This window comes from Arthrobacter sp. BG5, assembly GCF_056680155.1.
The window spans coordinates 1325860-1347666 of record NZ_CM155268.1; the positions used below are offsets into that span (position 1 = coordinate 1325860).

Consider the following 21807-nt stretch of genomic DNA (forward strand, 5'->3'; position numbering starts at 1 on the left):
CCGAGCCGTGCCGCCGTCGTCGGGTGTCCCACGGATCACCCATTAAGGAAACGAACCGCTACGGGACCGGGTTCCGCGCGTCGTACTGCAGGAACCCGGACTGCCAGCGGGCCACGAGCCAGGCCACCACCGCGCAGAGCACCCCGCCCGCGAGCAGCACCCAACCTTCACTGAGCAGCTTCGTCGCGCCGCCGGCCAGCATGTCCCCCACCCGGGGTCCGCCGGCGACAACCACCACAAAGACGCCCTGCAGCCGGCCGCGCAGGTGGTCCGGAGTGGCCGACTGCAGGATGGTGGTGCGGAACACGGCACTGACCGAGTCGGCGATCCCGGCGAGCGCGCAGCAGACCGCGGCGGGCACCAGCCACAACGTCACGCCCCCGGCTCCGGACCGGCCGGCGAGCACGACGACGAGGCCCAGCCCCGCGATCGAGGCGCCCCAGCCCATGACCGACCAGACCACCGCCGCGCCCTGCGCCCGGACGGCTCCGAGCGGGCCGGAGAAGAGCCCGGCGAGGAAGGCGCCGACGGCGGTCGAGGCCAGCAACACGCCGACCGTGGCTTCGCCGCCGCCGATCATGAGCGCGCCGATGGCCGGCAGCAGCGCCCGCGGCTGGGCCAGGATCATGGCCACCAGGTCGATCACGAAGGTCATGCGCAGGTTGGGACGGGTGCCGAGGAAGCGGAAGCCTTCCACCACGGAACGCAGGCCGGCCCGGTGCGACTCCTGACCCGGCGGCATCGGCGGCAGCTTCAGCAGGGCCCAGACGACGAACGCGAAGCTGGCCACGTCGATCGTGTAGGTCCAGGCGAAGCCGACCGTGGCGACCAGCACGCCGGCCAGCAGCGGTCCGGCGGTCATGGTCAGCCCGAAGATCATCATGCTCAGGGCGTTGGCCGCGGGCAGCAGCTCCTTGCGGACCAGGACCGGGATGATGGCGCTGCGCGCCGGCTGGTTGATCGCCTGCGCACCGCTTTGCACCGCCACGAGGACGTAGAGCAGCCAGACGTTGCCCAGCTGCAGCCAGGCCTGCAATGCCAGGCCCGCGGTGGTCAGCCAGAGCACGGCGGAGGCGGCCAGCGCCACCTTGCGGCGGTCGTGGGCATCGGCGATGGATCCGCCCAGCAGGCCGCCGAATACCAGCGGAACGAGGGCGAAGATGCTCAGCAGGCCCACATACAGGCTGTCCTGGGTGAGCCGGTAGACCTCAAGGCTCACGGCCACCAGGGTGAGCTGGCTGCCCAGCGCCGAGGCGGCGGATCCCAGCCAGAGGCGGCGGAAGGCCGGACTTTCGCGTAACGGCGTGATGTCCGCCAAGAATTTCCCCACCGGGCAACTCTAGTGGGACCACAGCGAAATAAGCCGAACCTTATTGTGAACTGCTAAAAATAAGTGTTTGAATGGGGCCATGACGGATTTGGTGGACGGCAGCGAGGCATGGGCCGCGGCCCTGCGCGCCCACGGCCGCCGGGTGACGAAGCAGCGGCTGGCGGTCCTGGCCGCCGTCGAGCGCCATCCGCATTCGCCGGCGGAAAGCATCCTCGCCGCCGCCCGCGAGGACCTGCCCGAACTCACCGCACAGTCCGTCTATGTGGTCCTTGGCGACCTGACCGCACTGCACATGCTGCGGCGCTTCGAGCCTCCCCACTCGCCCGCGCTGTATGAGACGAGGGTGGGCGACAACCACCACCACGCCGTCTGCATCAGCTGCGGCCGCGTTGAGGACGTCGAATGCGCCGTCGGCCACGCGCCGTGCCTGACCCCGCACTGGGACGCGGGCTCCAGGCCCATGACCATCCAGATCGCGGACGTGCTGTACCAGGGCATCTGCGAGGACTGCCAGCGCACCCAAAAACTTCCCGCCGACCGTAACTAAGTTAGAAACAGAAATAGGAGAATGATGACTCAGAACATCTCTGCGCCCGCAGTGTCCACGACACAGTCCGGTGCCCCCGTCACTTCCGACGCCCACTCGAAGTCCGTCGGTGCTGACGGCGCGATCGTCCTGACCGACCACTACCTGGTGGAGAAGCTCGCCCAGTTCAACCGCGAGCGTGTGCCGGAGCGTGTGGTGCACGCCAAGGGCGGCGGCGCCTTCGGCACGTTCACGACCACGGGGGATGTTTCCCAGTACACCAAGGCCGCGCTGTTCCAGCCGGGCACCGAGACGGACATGCTCATCCGCTTCTCCTCCGTCGCCGGTGAGGCAGGCTCCGCCGACACGCTGCGCGACCCGCGCGGCTTCGCCGTGAAGTTCTACACCTCCGAGGGCAACTACGACCTGGTCGGCAACAACACCCCGGTGTTCTTCATCCGCGACGGCATCAAGTTCCCGGACTTCATCCACTCGCAGAAGCGCCTCCCGGGCACGCACCTGCGCGACGCAGACATGCAGTGGGACTTCTGGACCCTCTCCCCCGAGTCCGCCCACCAAGTCACGTGGCTCATGGGTGACCGTGGCCTGCCGGCCTCCTGGCGTGAAATGCAGGGCTACGGCTCGCACACCTACCAGTGGATCAATGCGGCGGGCGAGCGTTTCTGGGTCAAGTATCACTTCAAGTCCAACCAGGGCGTCAAGTCCCTGACGGGCGAAGAGGCAGAGGAGCTGGCCGGCGCGGACGCGGACTTCTACATCCGTGACCTGCAGGAGAACATCGACGCGGGCAACTTCCCCTCCTGGGACCTGCACGTCCAGGTGATGCCTTACGAGGACGCCAAGACCTACCGCTTCAACCCGTTCGACGTCACCAAGGTGTGGCCGCACGGCGACTACCCGCTGGTCAAGGTCGGCACCATGGAGCTGAACAAGAACCCGGAGAACTACTTCGCGCAGATCGAGCAGGCCACCTTCGCGCCGTCAAACTTCGTGCCGGGCATCGCCGCCTCGCCGGACAAGATGCTGCAGGCCCGCATCTTCTCCTACGCCGACGCACACCGCTACCGCGTGGGCACCAACCACGCCCAGCTCCCGGTGAACCTGCCCAAAAGCCAGGTCAACAACTACAGCCAGGACGGCGCGGCACGGTACCACTTCAACGCCCCCTCGGTTCCGGTGTACGCGCCGAACTCCTTCGGCGGCCCCGCTGCCGTGGAGCCGCAGAACCCGGCCGGCGGCTGGGAGAACGACGGCGAGCTGACGCTCTCCGCGCACTCCCTGCACGCTGAGGACGGCGACTTCGGCCAGGCCGGGACGCTGTACCGCGAGGTGTTCGACGACGGCGCCAAGGCACGCCTGCTGGACACTCTCACCGGTGCCGTGGGCGGCGTGAAGAGCGCGGCCATCAAGGAACGCGCCATCCAGTACTGGACCAACGTCGACGCCGAACTCGGCGCGAAGCTGCGCGCCAACCTGGGTGCCGTCGCTGCCGGTGTCGGCACCTCGGACGCCGAGGCTGCCAACAAGATCGGCTGATTTCCTCCTGCACGAAAGAACACCCCGCCGCGGAGTACCGCGGGCGGGGTGTTCTTTTCGTCGGGGGCCCGGCAGGGCGGCTAGGCGCCGCCGGTGCCGGAAGCCGGCGTCGGGCTTGCCGGCGTCGGGCTTGCTGCGGGAGCCGACGACGGCGTGCCGGCCGCCGCGGGCCGATGCCCCTTCTTTGCCAGCTGGATCTGCTCGTAGACGTGGTGGCGGAGCTCGGTGAAGCGCGGCAGCGAACGGGTGTTCAGCTGGTCCCGCTCTGCCGGGAGGTCGATCAAAATGTCCTCCTGCACCACAGTCGGGGAGCTGGAGAGGATGATGACCCGTTCGCCGAGGTAGACGGACTCGTCGATGTCGTGGGTCACGAACAGCACGGTCACGCCCAGCTTTTTCCACACCGTCCGGATCAGGTCCTCAAGGTCCGCGCGGGTCTGGGCGTCCACGGCCGCGAACGGTTCGTCCATCAGCAGGACCTCGGGCTGGTAGGCGATCGCACGGGCGATCGCCACACGCTGCTGCATGCCGCCGGAGAGCTGCCAGGGGTAGGAGCGCGGCACGTGCGCCAGGCCCACTGCCTCGAGGGCCTCGTCGACCAGCCGGTCGCGTTCAGCCTTGGGCACGCCCTGGTTCTTCAGCGGCAGCTCCACGTTGTCCCGGACCCGCATCCAGGGGAACAGCGAACGGCCGTACTCCTGGAACACCACGGCCATCTTCTTCGGCGGCCCGGACACCCGCTTGCCGTCCAGGAGCACTTCGCCCTCGGTGGGCGCCATTAGGCCCGAGATGCACTTCAGCAGCGTGGTTTTGCCGGAGCCGGAGGGTCCGACGAGGCAGGCGAGTTCGCCGGCCCGAAGATCGAACGTGAGATTGCGGACCGCCTCGATGTCGCCGCCGTCGGTCTGGTAGACCTTCTTCAGGCCGCGGACGGAGAGCATCGCCTCCGGCAGGGTCTTCCCGGACGGGGCCGGGGTGGGGTCAGGCTGCATTTTCTACCTCTTTCTGACCGTGGTACCACCGCAGGATGTTCCGCTCGGCCCACTGGAAGATGAACGACATCGCCACGCCCAGCAGGCCGAGCACCACAATGCCGGACCACATTTCCGGGATGGCGAACGAACGCTGGAACTGGACGATGGTGAAGCCAAGCCCCGAGGACGAGGCAAACATTTCGGAAATGACCATCAGGATCAATCCGAGCGACAGTGACTGGCGTACGCCGGCGAGGATCTGCGGGCTGGCCGAGGGCAGCACCAGGTAACGCACCCGGGCCCAGCCGTCGATGCCGTAGGTGTGGGCCGAATCCGAGAGGACCCCGTCCACGGCACGGACGCCTTCAATGGTGTTCAGCAGCACCGGCCAGACACAGCCGGAGATGATGACCGCAATCTTCATGGTGTCGGTGATGCCCATCAGCAGGATCAGGACCGGAACCAGCACGGGCGGCGGGATGGCGCGGAAGAATTCGAGCGTAGGTTCGAGCAATGCGCGGAGCCATTTGACCGAGCCGATCAGCACTCCGCCCACGACGCCGATCACGATTGCCGCGACGACGCCGATCAGGAGCCGGGCGACGCTGGGGAGCACATCAGAAAAGAAGCGCGGACCGAACCAGACCTCGCCGAACTTGGTGACCAGGGCGGCCGGGGTAGGAACGAAGAAATTGACCGTTCCGAGGGTCGAGGCCCACCAGGCCAGGACCAGCAACGCCGGCAGCGCGAGCACGTAGGCCGCCGTTTTCAGCGTTTTCATACGATCACCTCGGAACGGACGGAGGAATGCCAGGACAGGGTCTTCTTTTCGATGAACCGCATCAGGACGTTGATCAGCACACCGATCAGGCCGGTGGCGAGCACCAGGGCGTACATGCCGGAGATGGCGCCGCCGGATTGCGCGAGGGCGATTTCACGGCCCAGCCCCGGCGAGCCGATCACGAGTTCCGCCGTGATGGCCAGCACGAGCGCCACCGTGGCTGCGAGCCGGACACCGGTCATCAGGTAGGGCAGCGCGGTGGGGAACACGACGTAGCGGATCCGCGCCATCCACCCCAGCCCGTATGTCCTGGCGGTGTTGCTGGCGACCATGTCGACGTCGGCCACCCCGTAGAGGACCTGGATGAGGACCTGCCAGAAGGCGGCGTAGGTGATCAGCATGAGCGAAGACTCGATCTTCACGCCGAAGAGCAGCACCGCCAGCGGGATGAGGGCCACGGATGGAATGGGGCGCAGGAACTCCACGGTGGAGTTGGTCGCCTTCCGCAGGAAGCTGCTGGAGCCGATGATAAAACCCAGCAGCACGGCCAGGACGACCGCGATGACGAGGCCCAGGAACCAGGCTTTCATCGTTTCACCGACCGACACCCAGAATGCGGTCAGGCTGAAGTCGAGGGCCAGGGCGGCGATAACCTCGCTGGCCGGCGGCAGGTAGCGTTCGTCGATGATGCCCAGCCGCGGAATGAGTTCCCAGGTGCCAAGGAACCCAAGAATCCCGACCACACCGAGCAGCTGCTTTACGGGAAGTTTGTGGCCGGACCGGCGGTTCCGTCCCCCGCCGGGGACGGAACCGCCGGACGCCACGGCGTCGGCGGAACTGACGGAACTCACGGGAGCAGATCGCCGGCGTTCGGAGCCTTGCTCAGCGTGCCGTACTTGGCGGCGGCGTCGCCGAGGGTCTTGAACGCGTCCTTGTTGAACTCCACCCGGTAGCGCGGCAGGACCATCTTGGCGCGCGTGGCTTCATCGATCTTGGTGTAAGTGCCGACGATGTCGCGGACCTCCTGCGGGTGGGCCTGGGCGTATTCAAGGGACTTGTTCATGGCCCGGGTGAACTTCTGGGTCAGCTCCGCCTTGTCCTTGATGGTCTCCGCCTTGGTGAAGTAGCCGGCAATGTCCAGCTCAGGGCTCATGTCCACGAAGTTCGAGGAAATGATCTTGCCGCCCTCGGCAACCGCCTTGGACAGGAAGGGCTCCAGGATCCAGGCGGCGTCCACCTGCTTGTTGGCCAGCGCTGCCGGAGCGTCCGGGAAGGCCACCTCCACGAACTTAACGCTCGAGGGGTCGCCGCCGGCCTTTTCAATAACCGACTTGACGGTGGTGTCACCGATGTTGGAGAGGTTGTTCACCGAAACGGTCTTTCCGGCGAGGTCCTTCGGGGAGCTGATATCGGAGCCGGCGGGGACGACGACGCCGCCGATGTCCTTGCCCTTCTCGCCCGTGGTTGAGGCGCCGTTGGCGACGAATTTCAGGTCAAGGCCCTTGTCCTTCGCCACCATGACCGAGATCAGGTTTGAGAAGGCGAAGTCGAAGCTGCCGCTCACCACGCCGGGGACGATCGCCGCGCCCCCGGTGGCGGTCTGGATGTCCAGCTGGATTCCTTCATCCTTGAAGAAGCCCTGCTTGCTGCCCAGGTAGATGGGGGCGCAGTCCACGATCGGGATCACGCCGACACTGACCTTGGTAAGGTCCCCGCCGCCCGTGGCGCCGCCGGATGCGCTGCCCCCGCCGGTGGAACTCGGCGATCCGCTGCCGCAGGCCGACAGTGCAAGGACCGAGGCGGCCGCCAGCACGCTGATAATACGACGTTTCATGTTCACTCCTATGTGCGCATTGGCCGCGGGAATGACAAGCCCCCAGCCCCAGTGTTCGCTTCTCGAACAAACGTTCAAAATCACGACTATCTCCACCATACTGTGATGCCGGCCACATGGGGGTCATTGTTACGGATAAGTGATGTCCGAGGTCCTAGGCGCTGGCGGAGGAAATCGGCCGCAACGATGCCGCGCACACAGCAACGCGGGGCCACTTACGGCCGGTCCGGGCAGGCCGGACGGACCGTAAGTGGCCCCGCGTTGAGGTTCGGGGGTGGGGCTAGGAGCGCGTGACTGCGTCCTTGTCCTCGACGGCGGCGGGCTGGGCAGACGGCTGCGCGCCCGGCCCCGCGGCGGGGCCGTTGACGGCAGCCCGCGCCTCGGCGAACTTCTCATTCAGCCGGGAGTGGCGCTGGCCGTAGGCGAAGTAGATCGCAATGCCAATGACCAGCCAGATGGCGAAGAAGATCCAGGTTTCCACGGCCAGGTTCGTCATCAGGTACAGGCACAGGACCGCCGAGACAACCGGGAGGACCTTGCCGAACGGAACGCGGAAGGCCGGCTTGAGGTCCGGGCGCTTGCGGCGCAGCACGAGGATGCCCAGACTGACCATCACGAACGCGGAGAGCGTGCCGATGTTGATCATTTCCTCGAGCAGGTCGACCTTGGTCACACCGGCCACAACAGCTACGGCCGAGCCGCAGATGATCTGCAGTCGAGCCGGCGTCGCCCGGATGGTGGAGGTCTTGGACAGCGAGCGCGGCAGCAAGCCGTCGCGGCTCATGGCCAGCACCACGCGCGAGAGGCCCATCAGCAGCACCATGATCACGGTGGTAAGGCCCACGAGCGAGCCGAAGGCGATGACCTTTGCGGCGTCGGTGTTCCCCACGGCTTCGAAGGCGGTGGTCAGCGTCGGGTTATCCGCCTCGGCGAGCTTGGTGTAGGAGACCATGCCGGTCAGGGCGAGCGAGACCAGGATGTAGAGCACGGTGACGATCGCGAGGCCGCCGAAAATGCCGCGGGGCAGCGTCTTCTGCGGGTTCTTGACCTCTTCGGCGGAGGTGGCGACGACGTCGAAACCGATGAAGGCGAAGAAGACGAGCGCAGCGCCGGCGAAGATGCCCAGCGTGCCGTACTGGGCCGGGGCCGCTCCGGTGAGGAAGCCGAAGAAGGACTGCTTGAGCACGTCCGTGGCGCCGGTGCCGCCGGTGGGCTCGGAGGCCGGGACGAACGGGGCATAGTTCTCGATCTTCACGTAGCTGAAGCCGACCACGATCACGAAGAGCACGACGGCGATCTTGATCAGGGTGAAGACGTTGCCGACGCGGGCGGACAGCTTGGTCCCCAGGACCAGCAGCACGGTGAAGACGGCGACGATCAGGAAGGCGCCCCAGAAGAGGTCCACGCCGGCCACGGAGATCGACGGCGGGACGTCCAGGCCCATCAGCGCAAACACCTTGCTGAGGTAGATGCCCCAATACTTGGCGATCACGGCCGCGGCGGTGAAGAGCTCGAGGATGAGGTTCCAGCCGATGATCCAGGCGAGCACCTCGCCCATGGTGGCGTAGGTGAAGACGTAGGCGGAGCCGGCCACGGGGATCGCGGTGGCGAATTCGGCGTAGCACATGATGGCGAGGGCGCAGGTGACGGCGGCGATCGCGAAGGAAATGGTGACGGCGGGGCCGGCAAAGTTGGCGGCAGCCTTGGCCCCGACGGAGAAGATCCCGGCGCCGACGGCAACGGCGACGCCCATGATCATCAGGTCCCAGGTGCTGAGCGAGCGTTTCAGCTTGCGTCCCGGCTCATCGGCGTCGGCGATCGACTGCTCGATGGATTTGGTCCGGAAAAGGTTCATAGGAAAGTCCAAAATCTCGGTAGCTGGTTGGAAACAGACCTATTAATAGTAGTGTCCATCCACTGGACGGCCGCTTTAATCCCACATGATGAGACGCTCGGAACCGCTCAGACGGGCCAGTCCATCAGTGTCGAGCGGATCAGGAAGCGTTTGCCCTCGGGCGCCTCGACCGAGAACCCGCTGCCGCGGCCGGGCACGACGTCGACCGTCAAATGGGTGTGGCTCCAGTAGTTGAACTGTTCCTTCGACATCCAGAATTCCAGCGGCTGGGGCTGCACCCCGTCCGAGATGTCGAACAGGCCCAGCAGCACATCCGAGTCGCCGGTGAGGAACTCCCCCGCCGGGTAGCACATGGGTGAGGAGCCGTCGCAGCAGCCGCCGGACTGGTGGAACATCAGCGGGCCGTGCTGGAGCCAGAGCTTACGCAGCAGCTGAACGGCCTCGGGGGTGAGGGCCACCCGGGAAAAGTCCTCGCCGGCCAGCGTCACGGCGGCGTCGAGCCTGGTCTGGGTCATCGGGGCTACTTCCTGTAGGTGCGGACTGCAGTCACCGCGGGACGGCGGGGCAGGGCGGAACGGCGAGGCGGACCGGTAAAGTCCGCCCCGCCGTCGTCGGCTTAGAAGAAGCCGAGCTTGTTCTCGTTATAGCTGACCAGCAGGTTCTTGGTCTGCTGGTAGTGGTCCAGCATCATGGCGTGGTTCTCGCGCCCGATGCCGGAGGACTTGTACCCGCCGAACGCCGCACCGGCCGGGTAGGCGTGGTAGTTGTTGACCCACACGCGGCCCGCCTGGATTTCCCGGCCGGCGCGGTAGGCGACGTTGCCGTTGCGGGACCAGACGCCCGCGCCGAGGCCATAGAGCGTGTCGTTGGCGATGCCCATCGCGTCGTTGTAGTCGCTGAAGCGGGTCACCGAGACCACCGGGCCGAAGATTTCCTCCTGGAAGATCCGCATCTTGTTGTGGCCCTCGAAGATGGTGGGCTGGACGTAGTAGCCGCCGGCGAGGTCGCCGGACAGCTCGGCGCGGGCGCCGCCGGTGAGCGCCTTGGCGCCCTCCTGCTTTCCAATGTCGATGTAGGACAGGATCTTCTCAAGCTGGTCGTTGGAGGCCTGGGCGCCGAGCTGGGTATCGGTGTCCAGCGGATTGCCTTGGATGATCTTCTGGGTCCGGGCCAGCGCATCGGCCATGAACGAGTCGTAGATGCCGTCCTGGACCAGGGCGCGGGACGGGCAGGTGCAGACCTCGCCCTGGTTGAACGCGAACAAGGTGAAGCCTTCGAGGGCCTTGTCGTAAAACGCGTCGTTGGTGTCGGCGACGTCGTTGAAGAAGATGTTGGGGCTCTTCCCGCCCAGTTCCAGGGTGACCGGGATCAGGTTCTGGGACGCGTACTGGCTGATCAGGCGGCCGGTGGTGGTCTCGCCGGTGAACGCGATCTTGCGGATCCGGGGGCTGGAGGCGAGCGGCTTGCCGGCCTCGACGCCGAAGCCGTTGACGACGTTGATGACGCCTGCGGGCAGCAGGTCGCTGATGAGTTCCATCAGCACCAGGATCGAGGACGGGGTCTGCTCGGCCGGCTTGAGGACGACGGCGTTGCCGGCGGCCAGCGCGGGGGCCAGCTTCCAGACGGCCATCAGGATGGGGAAGTTCCACGGGATGATCTGGCCGACGACGCCGAGCGGCTCGTGGTAGTGGTAGGCGGTGGTGTCGTCGTCGAGCTGGGACAGCCGCCCCTCCTGGGCGCGGACCGCGGAGGCGAAGTAGCGGAAGTGGTCAGCGGCGAGCGGAATGTCGGCGTTGAGGGTTTCACGGATCGGCTTGCCGTTGTCCCAGGACTCGGCGACGGCGAGCATCTCGGTGTTCTCGTCGATCCGGTCCGCGATCTTGTTCAGGATGGCGGCGCGCTCGGCGACCGAGGTTTTGCCCCAGGACGGGGCGACCTTGTGCGCGGCGTCCAGGGCCAGCTCGATGTCCTCGGCGGTGCCGCGGGCGACCTCGCAGAATGCCTTGCCTGTTACCGGGGTGATGTTTTCGAAGTACTGGCCCTTGACCGGGGAAACCCATTCGCCGCCGATCCAGTTCTCGTAGCGGTCTTTGAAGGTGACCTTTGAGCCCTCGGTACCGGGCTGTGCGTAGACAGTCATTGCTAGCTCCTTTGCTGTGCAAGATGGGTGGCGGAGGCGGCCAGGATGTCTGCGGCCGCCGCTGGCACCAGCTTAAGAGCGGGGAGGTTGCGAACAGGTTGCAACCGTGTGAGCCGGATCACGCCAAAGTGGCGGGCGGGGCGGCCCACATACGGGCCGGGCAGAAGGGGCCGACCCGGCCCTCAGGTACCTATTTCCGGCGCCGCAGTACCTATGGACACCGCCTGGGCCCACTCCGATACTCAGCGTGACGCCGCATCCTGTTGCGGCGTGGGCGTCCAGCTGCTCACCCCTGACGCTCACACCTTCTTGTAGGAGGCTCTTGGCATGGCGGTAGAAACGACAACAAAGGCGATAGGAAGAGGCTGGCGCATCACGTCGGCCATTGCATTGGCGTCGGCGATGGCCAGCACCTTCGTCGTCTCGCAGGCCATCCCGGCGGCCGCGGCGACGTCGGGCGGGATGGTGATCTCCGAGCTGAACTACCATTCCGGATCGGATCTGGATACCGACGACTTCCTGGAACTGACCAACACCTCAGGCGCACCGCTGGACATCTCGGGGTGGTCCTTCACCGCCGGTGTCACGGCCGTCTTCGCGGCGGGGACCGTGGTTCCCGCCAACGGCTACTTCGTGGTGGCGAAGGATGCCGCCCAGTTCCAGACCACATACGGGTTCGCCCCGAACGCCGTCTACGGCGGAAACCTAAGCAACGGCGGAGAAGCGGTCACACTGGCCGATGCGGCGCTGAACGTCGTGGACACCGTCACTTACGCGGACGTCGCGCCCTGGCCGTCCACGCCCGACGGGACCGGCCCCTCCCTTGAACTGCGTGACCTGACCTTGGACAACACACAGCCCGACAGCTGGGGCCCAAGCCTCGCCGCGGGCGGCACAGCCGGGGCCAAGAACTCGATCGACGGAACCGGACCGGCGCCTGTCGTCGCTGAGCTGAAGGCATCCCCGGCACGCCCGGCCGCCGGTCAGCCGGTGGCCGTCTCGGCCCGGCTCCGGACCGGCTCCACGGCTCAGCTCACCTACAAGGTGATGTTCGGCGAGGACCTCGTGGTGCCGTTCCTCGATGACGCGGCCAGCCCCGGCGGGGCGGGGGACGGCGTGTATTCCGGGTCCATTCCGGGTCAGAGCGCGGGCAGCCTCATCCGCTACCGGATCGATGCCTCCGCGGGCGGGACCGGCTACTCGGAACCGGCAGCCGGTGACTCGGTGCGCTACCGCGGCGTGGTGGTCTTGAACTCCGCGGTCAGCAGCTCGCTTCCTGTCATCGAGTGGTTCATGGATGACGCCGTGTACAACGACATTCTGGCCAACCACCGCTACGACAAATTCCAGGGTGCGGCGGTCTGGTCCTACAACGGCCAGGTCGTTGACGGCGCCCTGATGAGCGTGCGCGGCAACACTTCCCGCAGCAATGCGAAAGTGAGCTGGAAGGTCGAACTTCCCAAAGGTTACGTCTTCGATCTCGGGGGCAAACTGCCCTATCCGCTGGACGAATTTGCGCTCCAGAACTACTCGGACAACTTCGCCGACGTCGGCTGGGCGACCGTGAAAGCAGGCGGCAACCGGGCCCTGAACATCCTTCCGGTCCGCACGCAGCGCAACGGAACCTTCTGGAGCCTGGGCCGCATCATGGAGACCGAGGACGGCCGCTGGCGGGATGACCAGGGCGTATCCAGTTGGGCGATCTACAAGGGCGACGGTGGCAGCGTGAGCGCAACGTCGTCGCCGGCCGCGCTTGAGGACTCGGGCTGGCTGGACAAGAAGACCCGCAAGGATGAGGACTTCTCCGACGCCTGGACCCTGTCCAACGCGGTCGACGCGTCGCCCTCAGCGGCGCAGCAGGCCTGGATCTACCAGAACGTGAACATGCCGGAGCTGGTCAACTACATGGCGATCAACTCGATCATCCGGCATCAGGACAGCGGCTGGTACAACTGGTGGCTGGCGCGGGACACCGACGGAACCGGCCGGTGGGAGATGTGGCAGTGGGATCTGAACTGGATCTTCACCACGCCCGCCTCGGACGGCAAAGGTCTCTTCCTGACCCCGGACACCTCCAACAATTTCACGCAGGCCATGCTGAGCTACCCGGAGATCAGGGAGATGTTCTACCGGCGGCTGCGCACCCTGGCCGACCAGTTCCTTCCGGCCGGGCAGTATGAGGCACAGTGGGATGCGATCTCGGCCCAGACCACACCGGACTGGAACCTGGACCGCGCTAAGTGGGGCGGTTACACGCCGGCGTCGGCGCGGACCGCCTTCCTGGCAGGCCTGGCCGATCGCCGCAACACGATCAACGGCAACACGGGCCCGGGACTGCCGGTGCCCACCACACAGGCGTCCGACGCGAATGTGGTGGTCAATGAGATCCAGTACCACCCGGCCGGAAGCGGCGGGGAGTACATCGAGCTGGCGAACCCCGGCAGCACAGCCGTGGATATCTCGGGCTGGACGATCGATGCAGTCGGCCTGAAGATCCAGGCCGGCACGGTGATTCCGGCCGGCGGACGCGTGGTGTTCGTAGCAAATGACAAGGCGTTCCGCCTGGCCTACACCGGCGCGAACCGCTTTGTGGGCGGCACGTTCACGGGCACCCTGGACGACGGCGGCGAAGCCGTTGCGCTGCGCGACGGCAGCCGGGTAGTTGACTCAGTCACCTACTCGAACCAGGCGCCGTGGCCGGCTGCGGCGGACGGCACCGGCCCTTCGCTGGAGCTGACCTCGCCGACGGCGGACAACTCGGTTGCCTCGAACTGGACCGCGGCGTCCACCACCGGCGGCACACCGGGCCTGGCAAACACGAAGGGGACTCCGCCGTCGAATGTGGCGCCTGTTGCGGCGTTCACGAGCGGGGTGAGCGGGTTGACGGCGAATCTGAACGGGGCCGGTTCGACGGACTCGGACGGGACGGTCGCCTCGTACGCCTGGGACTTCGGCGACGGCGGGACCGGGACCGGGGTGACGGCGAGCCATACCTATGCTGCCGAAGGGACGTACACGGTCACGCTGACCGTGACGGATAACGCCGGCGCCAAGGGCACGGTCAGCCACACGGTAAGCGTTGCCGCGCCGCCGGCCGGCAGTGTCCTGGCGCAGGACACGTTTACCCGCACCATCACCGGGGGTCTGGGGACGGCGGAAACGGGAGGTCCCTGGACCTTGTCCGGGACGGCGTCGAACTTCGCCGTGAACGGCAGTGCGGCCACGATCGCGAGCCCTGCTTCGTCCAACCGCTACGCGTTCCTGGACGGTGTTTCCTCCACTGATACGGAGGTGCGGGCAACGATCGGCTTCAACCGGCCGACCGCCAGCAGCATCTACACCGGTCTGATCGGCCGCCGCGTGGGAGCGGCCACCTACGGCACGCGGGTGGTGGTCAATTCCGCCGGTACGGTGAGCCTGCATCTGACCCGCAGCACGAATACGAACATGAGCGCCGCGACAGTGCCCGGGCTGACCTTCAACTCCGGGGACCGGCTACAGTCCCGGCTGCAGGTCACCGGAACCTCACCGACCACCATCCGGGCGAAGGTCTGGAAAGTCGGTACCACGGAGCCGGCGAACTGGCAGCTGAGCACCACCGACAGCACAGCCGGGCTGCAGAGCGCCGGCGGCATCGGCCTCTACAGCTACCTCAGCAGCACCGGAACACCGACCCCGCTGACCGTCAGCTTCGACGACCTCTGGGCCGGAGGAACCGGTTCCGCGCCGCCACCGTCGAATGTGGCGCCTGTTGCGGCGTTCACGAGCGGGGTGAGCGGGTTGACGGCGAATGTGAACGGGGCCGGTTCGACGGACTCGGACGGGACGGTCGCCTCGTACGCCTGGGACTTCGGCGACGGCGGGACCGGGACCGGGGTGACGGCGAGCCATACCTATGCTGCCGAAGGGACGTACACGGTCACGCTGACCGTGACGGATAACGCCGGCGCCAAGGGCACGGTCAGCCACACGGTAAGCGTTGCCGCGCCGCCGGCCGGCAGTGTCCTGGCGCAGGACACGTTTACCCGCACCATCACCGGGGGTCTGGGGACGGCGGAAACGGGAGGTCCCTGGACCTTGTCCGGGACGGCGTCGAACTTCGCCGTGAACGGCAGTGCGGCCACGATCGCGAGCCCTGCTTCGTCCAACCGCTACGCGTTCCTGGACGGTGTTTCCTCCACTGATACGGAGGTGCGGGCAACGATCGGCTTCAACCGGCCGACCGCCAGCAGCATCTACACCGGTCTGATCGGCCGCCGCGTGGGAGCGGCCACCTACGGCACGCGGGTGGTGGTCAATTCCGCCGGTACGGTGAGCCTGCATCTGACCCGCAGCACGAATACGAACATGAGCGCCGCGACAGTGCCCGGGCTGACCTTCAACTCCGGGGACCGGCTACAGTTCCGGCTGCAGGTCACCGGAACCTCACCGACCACCATCCGGGCGAAGGTCTGGAAAGTCGGTACCACGGAGCCGGCGAACTGGCAGCTGAGCACCACCGACAGCACAGCCGGGCTGCAGAGCGCCGGCGGCATCGGCCTCTACAGCTACCTCAGCAGCACCGGAACACCGACCCCGCTGACCGTCAGCTTCGACGACCTCTGGGCCGGGCGCACCAACTAGCGGTAATCGGCAAGAAAGTCCCCGCCGGCGCAGACGACGCCGGCGGGGACTTCTGCGCGCGCCCTAGGCGAACGCGTCCGGCTCAGGCGCTGAGCTCCGTTTCGAGCCGTTCCAGGTCCGCGACGACGGCGGCCCGCTTGGGCGAGCGCGGCGGCAGCAGCTTCAGCGCGGCGGTGCGGACCCCGACGTCGTCCCTCGCCTCCGGCAGCTCGGCGTACTTCAGCAGCGATTCGGCGCTGCCGTCGGTCAGCACCGCCTCGCGCAGGAGAGCCGAGACGCGGTTGCGCAGCTCGGCGATGCCGGGCGCCTCGGAACGCGGCAGCACCGCGCCGCGGTAGATTTCCAGCGCGATCCGGTGCGCGCCGCGCTGCAGGCAGCTGAGGACCTGGCCGGAGTCCGGCACCAGGTCCACCGGCAGCCGGTACGGCCGGGACTCCGGGACGGCACCCGGGTTGAGCTGCTGCAGGACCTTGCGCAGCCGCACCATCTCGGCCCGCAGGGTCATGGTGGAGCCGTCGCGCGGGTAGAGCAGGGCGCTCAGCTCCTCCGCGTTGAGTCCTTCCGGATGCAGGCTGAGCAGGGCAAGGATTTCGCTGTGCCGGGCCGACAGCGTGACGGTGCGGCCGTCGATGCTCAGCACCGCCTGGTCGCGGCCGAGCAGCTGCAGGCTGTTGCGGTACAGGCTGCCGGGCGTCCGGGAGCCCGTCCCGGCCGTCTTTGTGGCGGTGCCAGAGGCGCCAGACGCGGCGGCGGTCGTCCGGCGTCGGACCGGGGCCGCGTGCCGGGCCGCGGCGAGCTGGAGCCGCTCCACCCGCAGGTGCGCCTGCGCGGCGGCGACGGTCGCCTCAACAAGGGACAGGGTGTGCGGCGCGACGGCGGATTCGGTGCCGGTGATGTCCACGACGCCGAGCAGGGCACCGGAATCCGGGTCGTGGAACGGCACGGCCGTGCAGCTCCACGGATGCACGGAGCGCTTGTAGTGTTCGGCGCCGGCGATCTGGATGCCGCGGCCCAGGGCCAGCGCGGTGCCGGGTGCGCTGGTGCCGACGGTGGCCTCGGACCAATCGGCGCCGGGGACGAACATCATCCCTTCGGCGCGGCGCTGCATGGCGGGGTCGCCCTCGACCCAGAGCAGCCGGCCCACCTCATCGCCGACGGCCACCAGCATGCCGCTGTCGTGGCTGGGCCGGACCAGGAGTTTGTGGATCACAGGCATGATCGCGGCCAGCGGGTGCTGCCGGCGGTATTCCTCGAGTTCCTCGCGGTCCATGGCCAGCGGGGCTTCCGGGTTGTCCGGGTTGGCGTGCAACTGGGCGGAGCGCTGCCAGGATTCGCGGATCAGGCTGCGGAGCCCGGGCAGTTGCGCCCCGGCCAGGCCGAGGGCGTCGAGCTGCTCATGCCCGGCGCGGGCGTGTTGCTGGCGCAGCTCCGGGCTCTGGCCGTGGCCGGAACTGCGCGGGGCTGCCTGCTCGACCGGATTCCTCATTGAACTCCCACCTGACGGGCACCTTTTCAGGGCGCGACGGCATGCCGGAGGCAGCGTCGTCCGGCCCAGTCTAGTGGGCTCTCGGTGGGGGCCGCCAGAGCGCAGCGGCGGCGGGTCAGTCCCGGGAGATCCGGATCATTTCGTCCCGCGGCACAACCTTGACGCGTTCGCGCACCACACCGTCGTCCGGGTGGGCGGCCGACCACGCGGCGCCCAGCGCCAGTTCGTGGGCGTCCAGCTTGTTCCAGCCTTCCCAGGTGGTGTATTCGATGCCGCGCTCGTCCAGCAGGTCGATGATGGCCTGCGGATCCGGGTTCTGCGCCGGCGGGAGGGTCAGCCGGTCCTCCAGCAGGAAGCCGATGGTCTCCAGCGCGTCGCCCTTGGTGTGGCCGATCAGGCCGACCGGGCCGCGCTTGATCCAGCCGGTGGCGTAGATGCCGGGCACGGGCCGGCCGTCCGGACCGAGCACGCGGCCGCCCTCATTCGGGATGACACCGCGCCGGGCGTCGTACTCCAGCTCGGCCAGCGGGGAACCGTGGTACCCGATGGCGCGGTAGACGGCTTGGACCGGATAGTCCACAAACTCCCCGGTGCCTTTGACGTTGCCCGTGCCGTCCAGCCGCATGCGTTCAAATTTGATGCCCGCCACCTTGCCCGGGTGCGCGGCGTCGTCGTGGATTTCGACCGGGTTGTGCAGGAAGTGCAGGTGCAGCCGGCGGGAGGAGGGTTCCTCGGCCTCGGCGTGCTCCTCGACGAGCCAGTTGCCGAGGGTGTTCACCATGGTCTTGATCTGGTTGTTGGTGCGGATGGCCTCGTCGGAGGCCTCGTCGAATTCGAAGTCCTCCGGGTATAGGACGATGTCCACGTCGTTGGCGTGGCTAAGCTCGCGCAACTCCAGCGGGGTGAACTTCACCTGCGCCGGCCCGCGGCGGCCGAAGACGTGCACGTCGGTGACCGGCGAGCTATTGAGCGCCTGGTACACGTTGTCCGGGATCTCCGTGACGAGCAGGTCATCGGCGTGCTTGACCAGCATCCGGGCGACATCCAGGGCGACGTTGCCGTTGCCGATCACGGCGATTTCTTTCGCGTCCAGCGGCCAGTCGCGGGGCACATCGGGGTGGCCGTCGTACCAGGAGACGAAGTCCGCCCCGCCGAACGAGCCCTCGAGTTCGACGCCGGGAATGTCCAGGTCCGCGTCCTTGATGGCGCCGGTGGAGAAGATCACCGCGTCGTAGAAGGCGCGGATGTCGTGCAGGGTCAGGTCCCGGCCGTAGCTGACGTTTCCGAGGAACCGGATGTCGCCGCGGTCCAGGACCTTGTGCAGGGCGTTGACGATGCCCTTGATGCGCGGGTGGTCCGGGGCCACGCCGTAGCGGATCAGGCCGTAGGGCGCCGGGTAGGCCTCGAACAGGTCGATGCTGACCTCGAAGTCGCCGTCCTTGACCTCGTTGGACTTGGTCAGGATGTCCGCGGCGTAGACGCCGGCCGGTCCGGCGCCGACGATCGCAACGCGGAGGGGACGTTTGGACGGAGTTGCGGCCGAGTTGGACACCGGGAGCCCTTCTGAGTCTTGGCGGGGGCGCCGGAAGATACAGCGCACAGTCCCCCATTCTAAATGTCCCCCCGGCGGCGTGGATCCCCGGGTGAGGGAAAACACCGGTGAGGGAAAACACTGGGTCCGGACCGCACCACCGGGGTCTCCCGGCAGGAATAGGGGCACCGGGGGTGGTGTTATTGGTCTTGTGCCTATCTCCGATGGAACCCCTGCCCCCGCTGCCCTGACTCCCCCGGGGGCCGCGGCCCCCGCGCCCGGCGCGGCAGCAGCCCCCGCACCTGGCGCGGCACCGGGATTGAAGGCAGTGGACAAGGACACGACGGCGGGGATCCTGTTCGGCATCGGCGCCTACGGCCTGTGGGGGCTGCTGCCGCTGTACTTCTTTGTGCTGCACCCGGCCGGTGCCATCGAAATCGTGGCCAACCGTGTGGTGTGGTCCCTGCTGTTCTGCGTCCTGCTGATCACCGTCACCCGCTCTTGGCGGGTGATGGGCGCCGCGTTCCGGAACCGCACGGTGATCGGCCCGCTCGCCCTCGCGGCCGGCCTGATCGCAGTCAACTGGCTGACCTACACCTACGGCGTGACCACCGGCCAGGCTGTCGAAACATCGCTGGGCTACTTCATCAACCCGCTCGTGTCGGTGTTGCTGGGCGTTTTTGTCCTGAAGGAGAAACTGCGGCCGCTGCAGTGGGCCGCCGTCGGCGTCGGGTTCGTTGCCGTGGGCGTGCTGACGTATTCCTACGGCAAACTGCCGTGGATCGCCCTGACCCTGGCGTTCAGTTTCGGCCTCTACGGCTTCGTCAAGAAGCGCGTGGGTCCGCGGGCCGACGCGCTCACCAGCCTCTCGGTGGAGACGATCGTGCTGGCGCCCCTCGCCGGGGCGACCATGATCGTGCTGGCCTTGACCGGGGCCGACACCCTGACCAGCAACGGCGCCGGGCATTTCTGGCTGCTGGCAGCGTCGGGCGTCATCACCGCCGTCCCGCTGCTGTTCTTCGGCGCGTCCGCAAGGCGGCTGCCGATGACGACGATCGGGCTGCTGCAGTACTTCGCCCCGGTGCTGCAGTTCATCGTGGCGCTGGTGGTGTTCAAGGAGGCTATGACCCCGGAGCGCTGGGTCGGATTCGGCGTCGTCTGGCTGGCCCTGCTCCTGCTCACGGCGGACATGCTCCGGACCGCCCGCAAGAACTCCGTCACCCGCAGGCTGGCCCGCGCCGCAGCCTAACCGGCCCCGCGCCCCGGGCGGGGTCAGTCCTCCGGGCTGGTGTCGATGCGCACGTAGTCGCGCGGCACCACGACCATGGGAACCGGCAGGGCGCGCAGTACCTTGTTGGCGGTGCTGCCGATGAAGAGCTTGTTCTTTTCCGCCAGCCGGGACGAGCCGACGATCAGAATCTCCGCATCGTCCCATTCGAGGTCGTCGATCGCTTCCTCGATGGTGCGGCCGTGTGCCACTTCCACACTGACCGAGTGCCCTGCCGGGAGCCGGTCGGCTGCTGCCTTGAGCACGGTGTTCGCATGGACGTGCGCGGCGTTGACGTTCTCACCGCCGTTGCCCTCGACGTCGAGCTCCACGAGGGACACCAGCCGCAGCGGCACGCCGCGGCGCCCGGCTGATTCGATCGCGACGTCGATCGCGGCGTCCGCGCCGGTGCGCTGGCCGACGGCGAGCGTCAGCCGGGTGATCGGTTCGGTGTTGCGGTAGCCGCGCGGGGCCAGCGCCACCGGCACCGGGGAGGCGTGCAGCAGGGCGTTGGCCACGCTGCCGACGGTGTGGCGCTTGAACAGCCCGCTGCTCGCCGCCCCCACCACGATCAGGCCGGCGCGGTACTCCTTGGCGGCGTCAATCAGGCCCGCGGCGAAGGAATCCGCCTGGCGCACATGGAACCTGGCCTCGAGCCCTTCCGGGACCGCGGCCAAGCCCCGCCGCTCGGCTGTGAGCACGGACTGCTCGGCGGCGCTGACGCGGTTTCCCTGCGGGTTCAGCGCGACGTAGGGGGTGTGCCGGTCCACGACATGGACCAGGTCCAGGTGGGCGCCCTGGGCGCGGGCCATGGCCGAGGCCAGCGCGACGGCGTCGGCGCCGCGGTCGTTGGGTGTGTAGCCAACTACGTATCGCATCGAAGAACCCCTTATGGGTCTGGGGCAGAATCCAGCCTGGCCCGGGGTTCCGGGCAGCGGCGGCCGGTCTGCGTTCCTGCAGTGGTAGGAACGACTCTAGCCCAGCGATGCGCTCAATAGTGGGTGACTTTTGGCCCTGCGGCGCGCCACCGGCTGCGGCTACGCTGAAGTCGTGGAGGGGAGCTCACCATGAGCGTGATCAGGAACCACGGGTTGACGGCCAAAACGACCGGGCTGAGGCTGCTGGCCTTACTGCTCGCGTTGAGCGGCTGCACCGCCTCCCCGCCGCAGCCCTCCGGGAGCAGCACGTCCCCGGTAACGGCAACGGCCACAGAATCGGCCACGGCCTCCGCTACGACGACGGCTCCGTCGACGGCGTCACCCACCGGCTCGGCAACGTCATCGGCATCCGCGACGTTGCCGCCGGACGCCGACGAGACCGCCGCCCCCAAGGACGGCGACCGCGTGATTTCCTCGACCATCACCCATGACTGGGCCTCGCCGTCGGCCGCGGCACCGTTCACGACCACGCACCGGAACCCCGTGCCGCTGGCTCCACCGCCCGCCGAGCCGCTTCCCACGCTCTATTCGATCGGCGCCGGACAGCACCCCTCGGACACCCCGCCGTATGACCAGCTGAGCTTCCGTTTCAACGGGGCCTTCCCGAGCTACGACATCTCCTTCGTGCCCGAACTGCTCGCCGACGGCAGCGGCCTGCCCGTGCCGATGCCCGGGACGGGGGCGATCGTCAAAGTGGTCTTCCGCGGCGCCCAGGCGCACACAGCGGACGGCAAGGCCAGCACCATCACGAGCAGCCCCTCACCCTCGATCGGCTACCGGGCGCTCACCAGCTACGCCCCGGCCGGCGACTTCGAAGGGGTGCTCAGTTACGGAATCGGCGTCGGCCGCCCGGGCACCACGGTGCCGCCGACAAAGGTGCGGGTCTACGAGGTGGAAAAGATCGAGCAGGGCCGGCACCTGTATGTAGTGGCCATCCAACTCGACGCCAGCTCCTGGAAGTAGGC

At 67.6% G+C, this 21807-nt stretch carries 16 protein-coding genes; 5 read left to right on the top strand and 11 right to left on the bottom strand.

Annotated features, from left to right (window positions below; translation table 11 throughout):
• Positions 1-58: 58 nt before the first annotated feature.
• Entirely contained in the window at positions 59-1330 is a 1272-nt protein-coding gene (locus AC1MBE_RS06080) for an MFS transporter (protein WP_479781555.1), read from the bottom strand.
• A 79-nt stretch (positions 1331-1409) separates the two neighbouring features.
• Between AC1MBE_RS06080 and AC1MBE_RS06085 the strand changes: the two genes are divergently transcribed.
• Together AC1MBE_RS06085 and AC1MBE_RS06090 are read left to right on the top strand one after the other, a co-directional pair.
• Positions 1410-1877, top strand: coding sequence for a Fur family transcriptional regulator (locus AC1MBE_RS06085; protein ID WP_479781557.1), 468 nt, complete (start codon positions 1410-1412; stop codon positions 1875-1877).
• Positions 1878-1901: 24 nt separating this feature from the next.
• Complete coding sequence (locus tag AC1MBE_RS06090) at positions 1902-3413, top strand: catalase (RefSeq protein WP_479782497.1); 1512 nt, start codon at positions 1902-1904, stop codon at positions 3411-3413.
• A gap of 80 nt (positions 3414-3493) precedes the next feature.
• Here the strand turns inward: AC1MBE_RS06090 and AC1MBE_RS06095 are convergent, their stop codons facing one another.
• From AC1MBE_RS06095 to exaC, 7 genes are all read right to left on the bottom strand, one after another.
• The gene (locus AC1MBE_RS06095; RefSeq protein ID WP_479781559.1) at positions 3494-4405 is read right to left on the bottom strand and encodes an ABC transporter ATP-binding protein; all 912 of its coding nucleotides are present in this window, start codon (positions 4403-4405) and stop codon (positions 3494-3496) included.
• Positions 4395-5168: an ABC transporter permease gene (locus tag AC1MBE_RS06100; RefSeq protein ID WP_479781561.1), complete on the bottom strand. Its 774-nt coding sequence runs from the start codon at positions 5166-5168 to the stop codon at positions 4395-4397. Before AC1MBE_RS06100 ends, AC1MBE_RS06095 begins: the two co-directional genes overlap by 11 nt.
• The gene (locus AC1MBE_RS06105) at positions 5165-6019 is read right to left on the bottom strand and encodes an ABC transporter permease (RefSeq protein WP_479781563.1); all 855 of its coding nucleotides are present in this window, start codon (positions 6017-6019) and stop codon (positions 5165-5167) included. The genes AC1MBE_RS06100 and AC1MBE_RS06105 overlap by 4 nt, the downstream gene beginning before the upstream one ends.
• Entirely contained in the window at positions 6016-7002 is a 987-nt protein-coding gene (locus AC1MBE_RS06110) for an ABC transporter substrate-binding protein (RefSeq protein WP_479781565.1), read from the bottom strand. The genes AC1MBE_RS06105 and AC1MBE_RS06110 overlap by 4 nt, the downstream gene beginning before the upstream one ends.
• 280 nt (positions 7003-7282) lie before the next feature.
• Positions 7283-8857 carry an amino acid permease gene (locus tag AC1MBE_RS06115; protein WP_479781567.1) on the bottom strand — a complete coding sequence of 525 codons (1575 nt, stop codon included), beginning with the start codon at positions 8855-8857 and terminating at the stop codon, positions 7283-7285.
• Between the two features lie 107 nt (positions 8858-8964).
• Positions 8965-9372, bottom strand: a complete 408-nt coding sequence (locus tag AC1MBE_RS06120) for a DUF779 domain-containing protein (protein WP_479781568.1) — start codon at positions 9370-9372, stop codon at positions 8965-8967.
• A 101-nt stretch (positions 9373-9473) separates the two neighbouring features.
• The gene (gene exaC, locus AC1MBE_RS06125) at positions 9474-10997 is read right to left on the bottom strand and encodes an acetaldehyde dehydrogenase ExaC (RefSeq protein WP_346957682.1); all 1524 of its coding nucleotides are present in this window, start codon (positions 10995-10997) and stop codon (positions 9474-9476) included.
• Between the two features lie 327 nt (positions 10998-11324).
• Here exaC and AC1MBE_RS06130 point away from each other — a divergent pair, with 327 nt between their 5' ends.
• Positions 11325-15620, top strand: coding sequence for a PKD domain-containing protein (locus AC1MBE_RS06130; protein ID WP_479781571.1), 4296 nt, complete (start codon positions 11325-11327; stop codon positions 15618-15620).
• Between the two features lie 82 nt (positions 15621-15702).
• On the opposite strand, the gene AC1MBE_RS06135 is transcribed toward AC1MBE_RS06130, so the two are convergent.
• Positions 15703-17106, bottom strand: a complete 1404-nt coding sequence (locus AC1MBE_RS06135; protein WP_479781572.1) for a GAF domain-containing protein — start codon at positions 17104-17106, stop codon at positions 15703-15705.
• 115 nt (positions 17107-17221) lie between these two features.
• Positions 17222-18658 carry an FAD-dependent oxidoreductase gene (locus tag AC1MBE_RS06140; protein WP_479781574.1) on the bottom strand — a complete coding sequence of 479 codons (1437 nt, stop codon included), beginning with the start codon at positions 18656-18658 and terminating at the stop codon, positions 17222-17224.
• Positions 18659-18839: 181 nt separating this feature from the next.
• On the opposite strand from AC1MBE_RS06140, the gene rarD reads away from it, so the two are divergent.
• Entirely contained in the window at positions 18840-19886 is a 1047-nt protein-coding gene (rarD, locus tag AC1MBE_RS06145; RefSeq protein WP_479782499.1) for an EamA family transporter RarD, read from the top strand.
• 23 nt (positions 19887-19909) lie between these two features.
• Here the strand turns inward: rarD and AC1MBE_RS06150 are convergent, their stop codons facing one another.
• Positions 19910-20782 (bottom strand): universal stress protein, encoded by an 873-nt coding sequence (locus AC1MBE_RS06150; protein WP_479781576.1) that lies wholly within the window; start codon positions 20780-20782, stop codon positions 19910-19912.
• Between the two features lie 189 nt (positions 20783-20971).
• Between AC1MBE_RS06150 and AC1MBE_RS06155 the strand changes: the two genes are divergently transcribed.
• The gene (locus AC1MBE_RS06155; RefSeq protein ID WP_479781578.1) at positions 20972-21805 is read left to right on the top strand and encodes an AMIN-like domain-containing (lipo)protein; all 834 of its coding nucleotides are present in this window, start codon (positions 20972-20974) and stop codon (positions 21803-21805) included.
• Positions 21806-21807 lie beyond the last annotated feature (2 nt).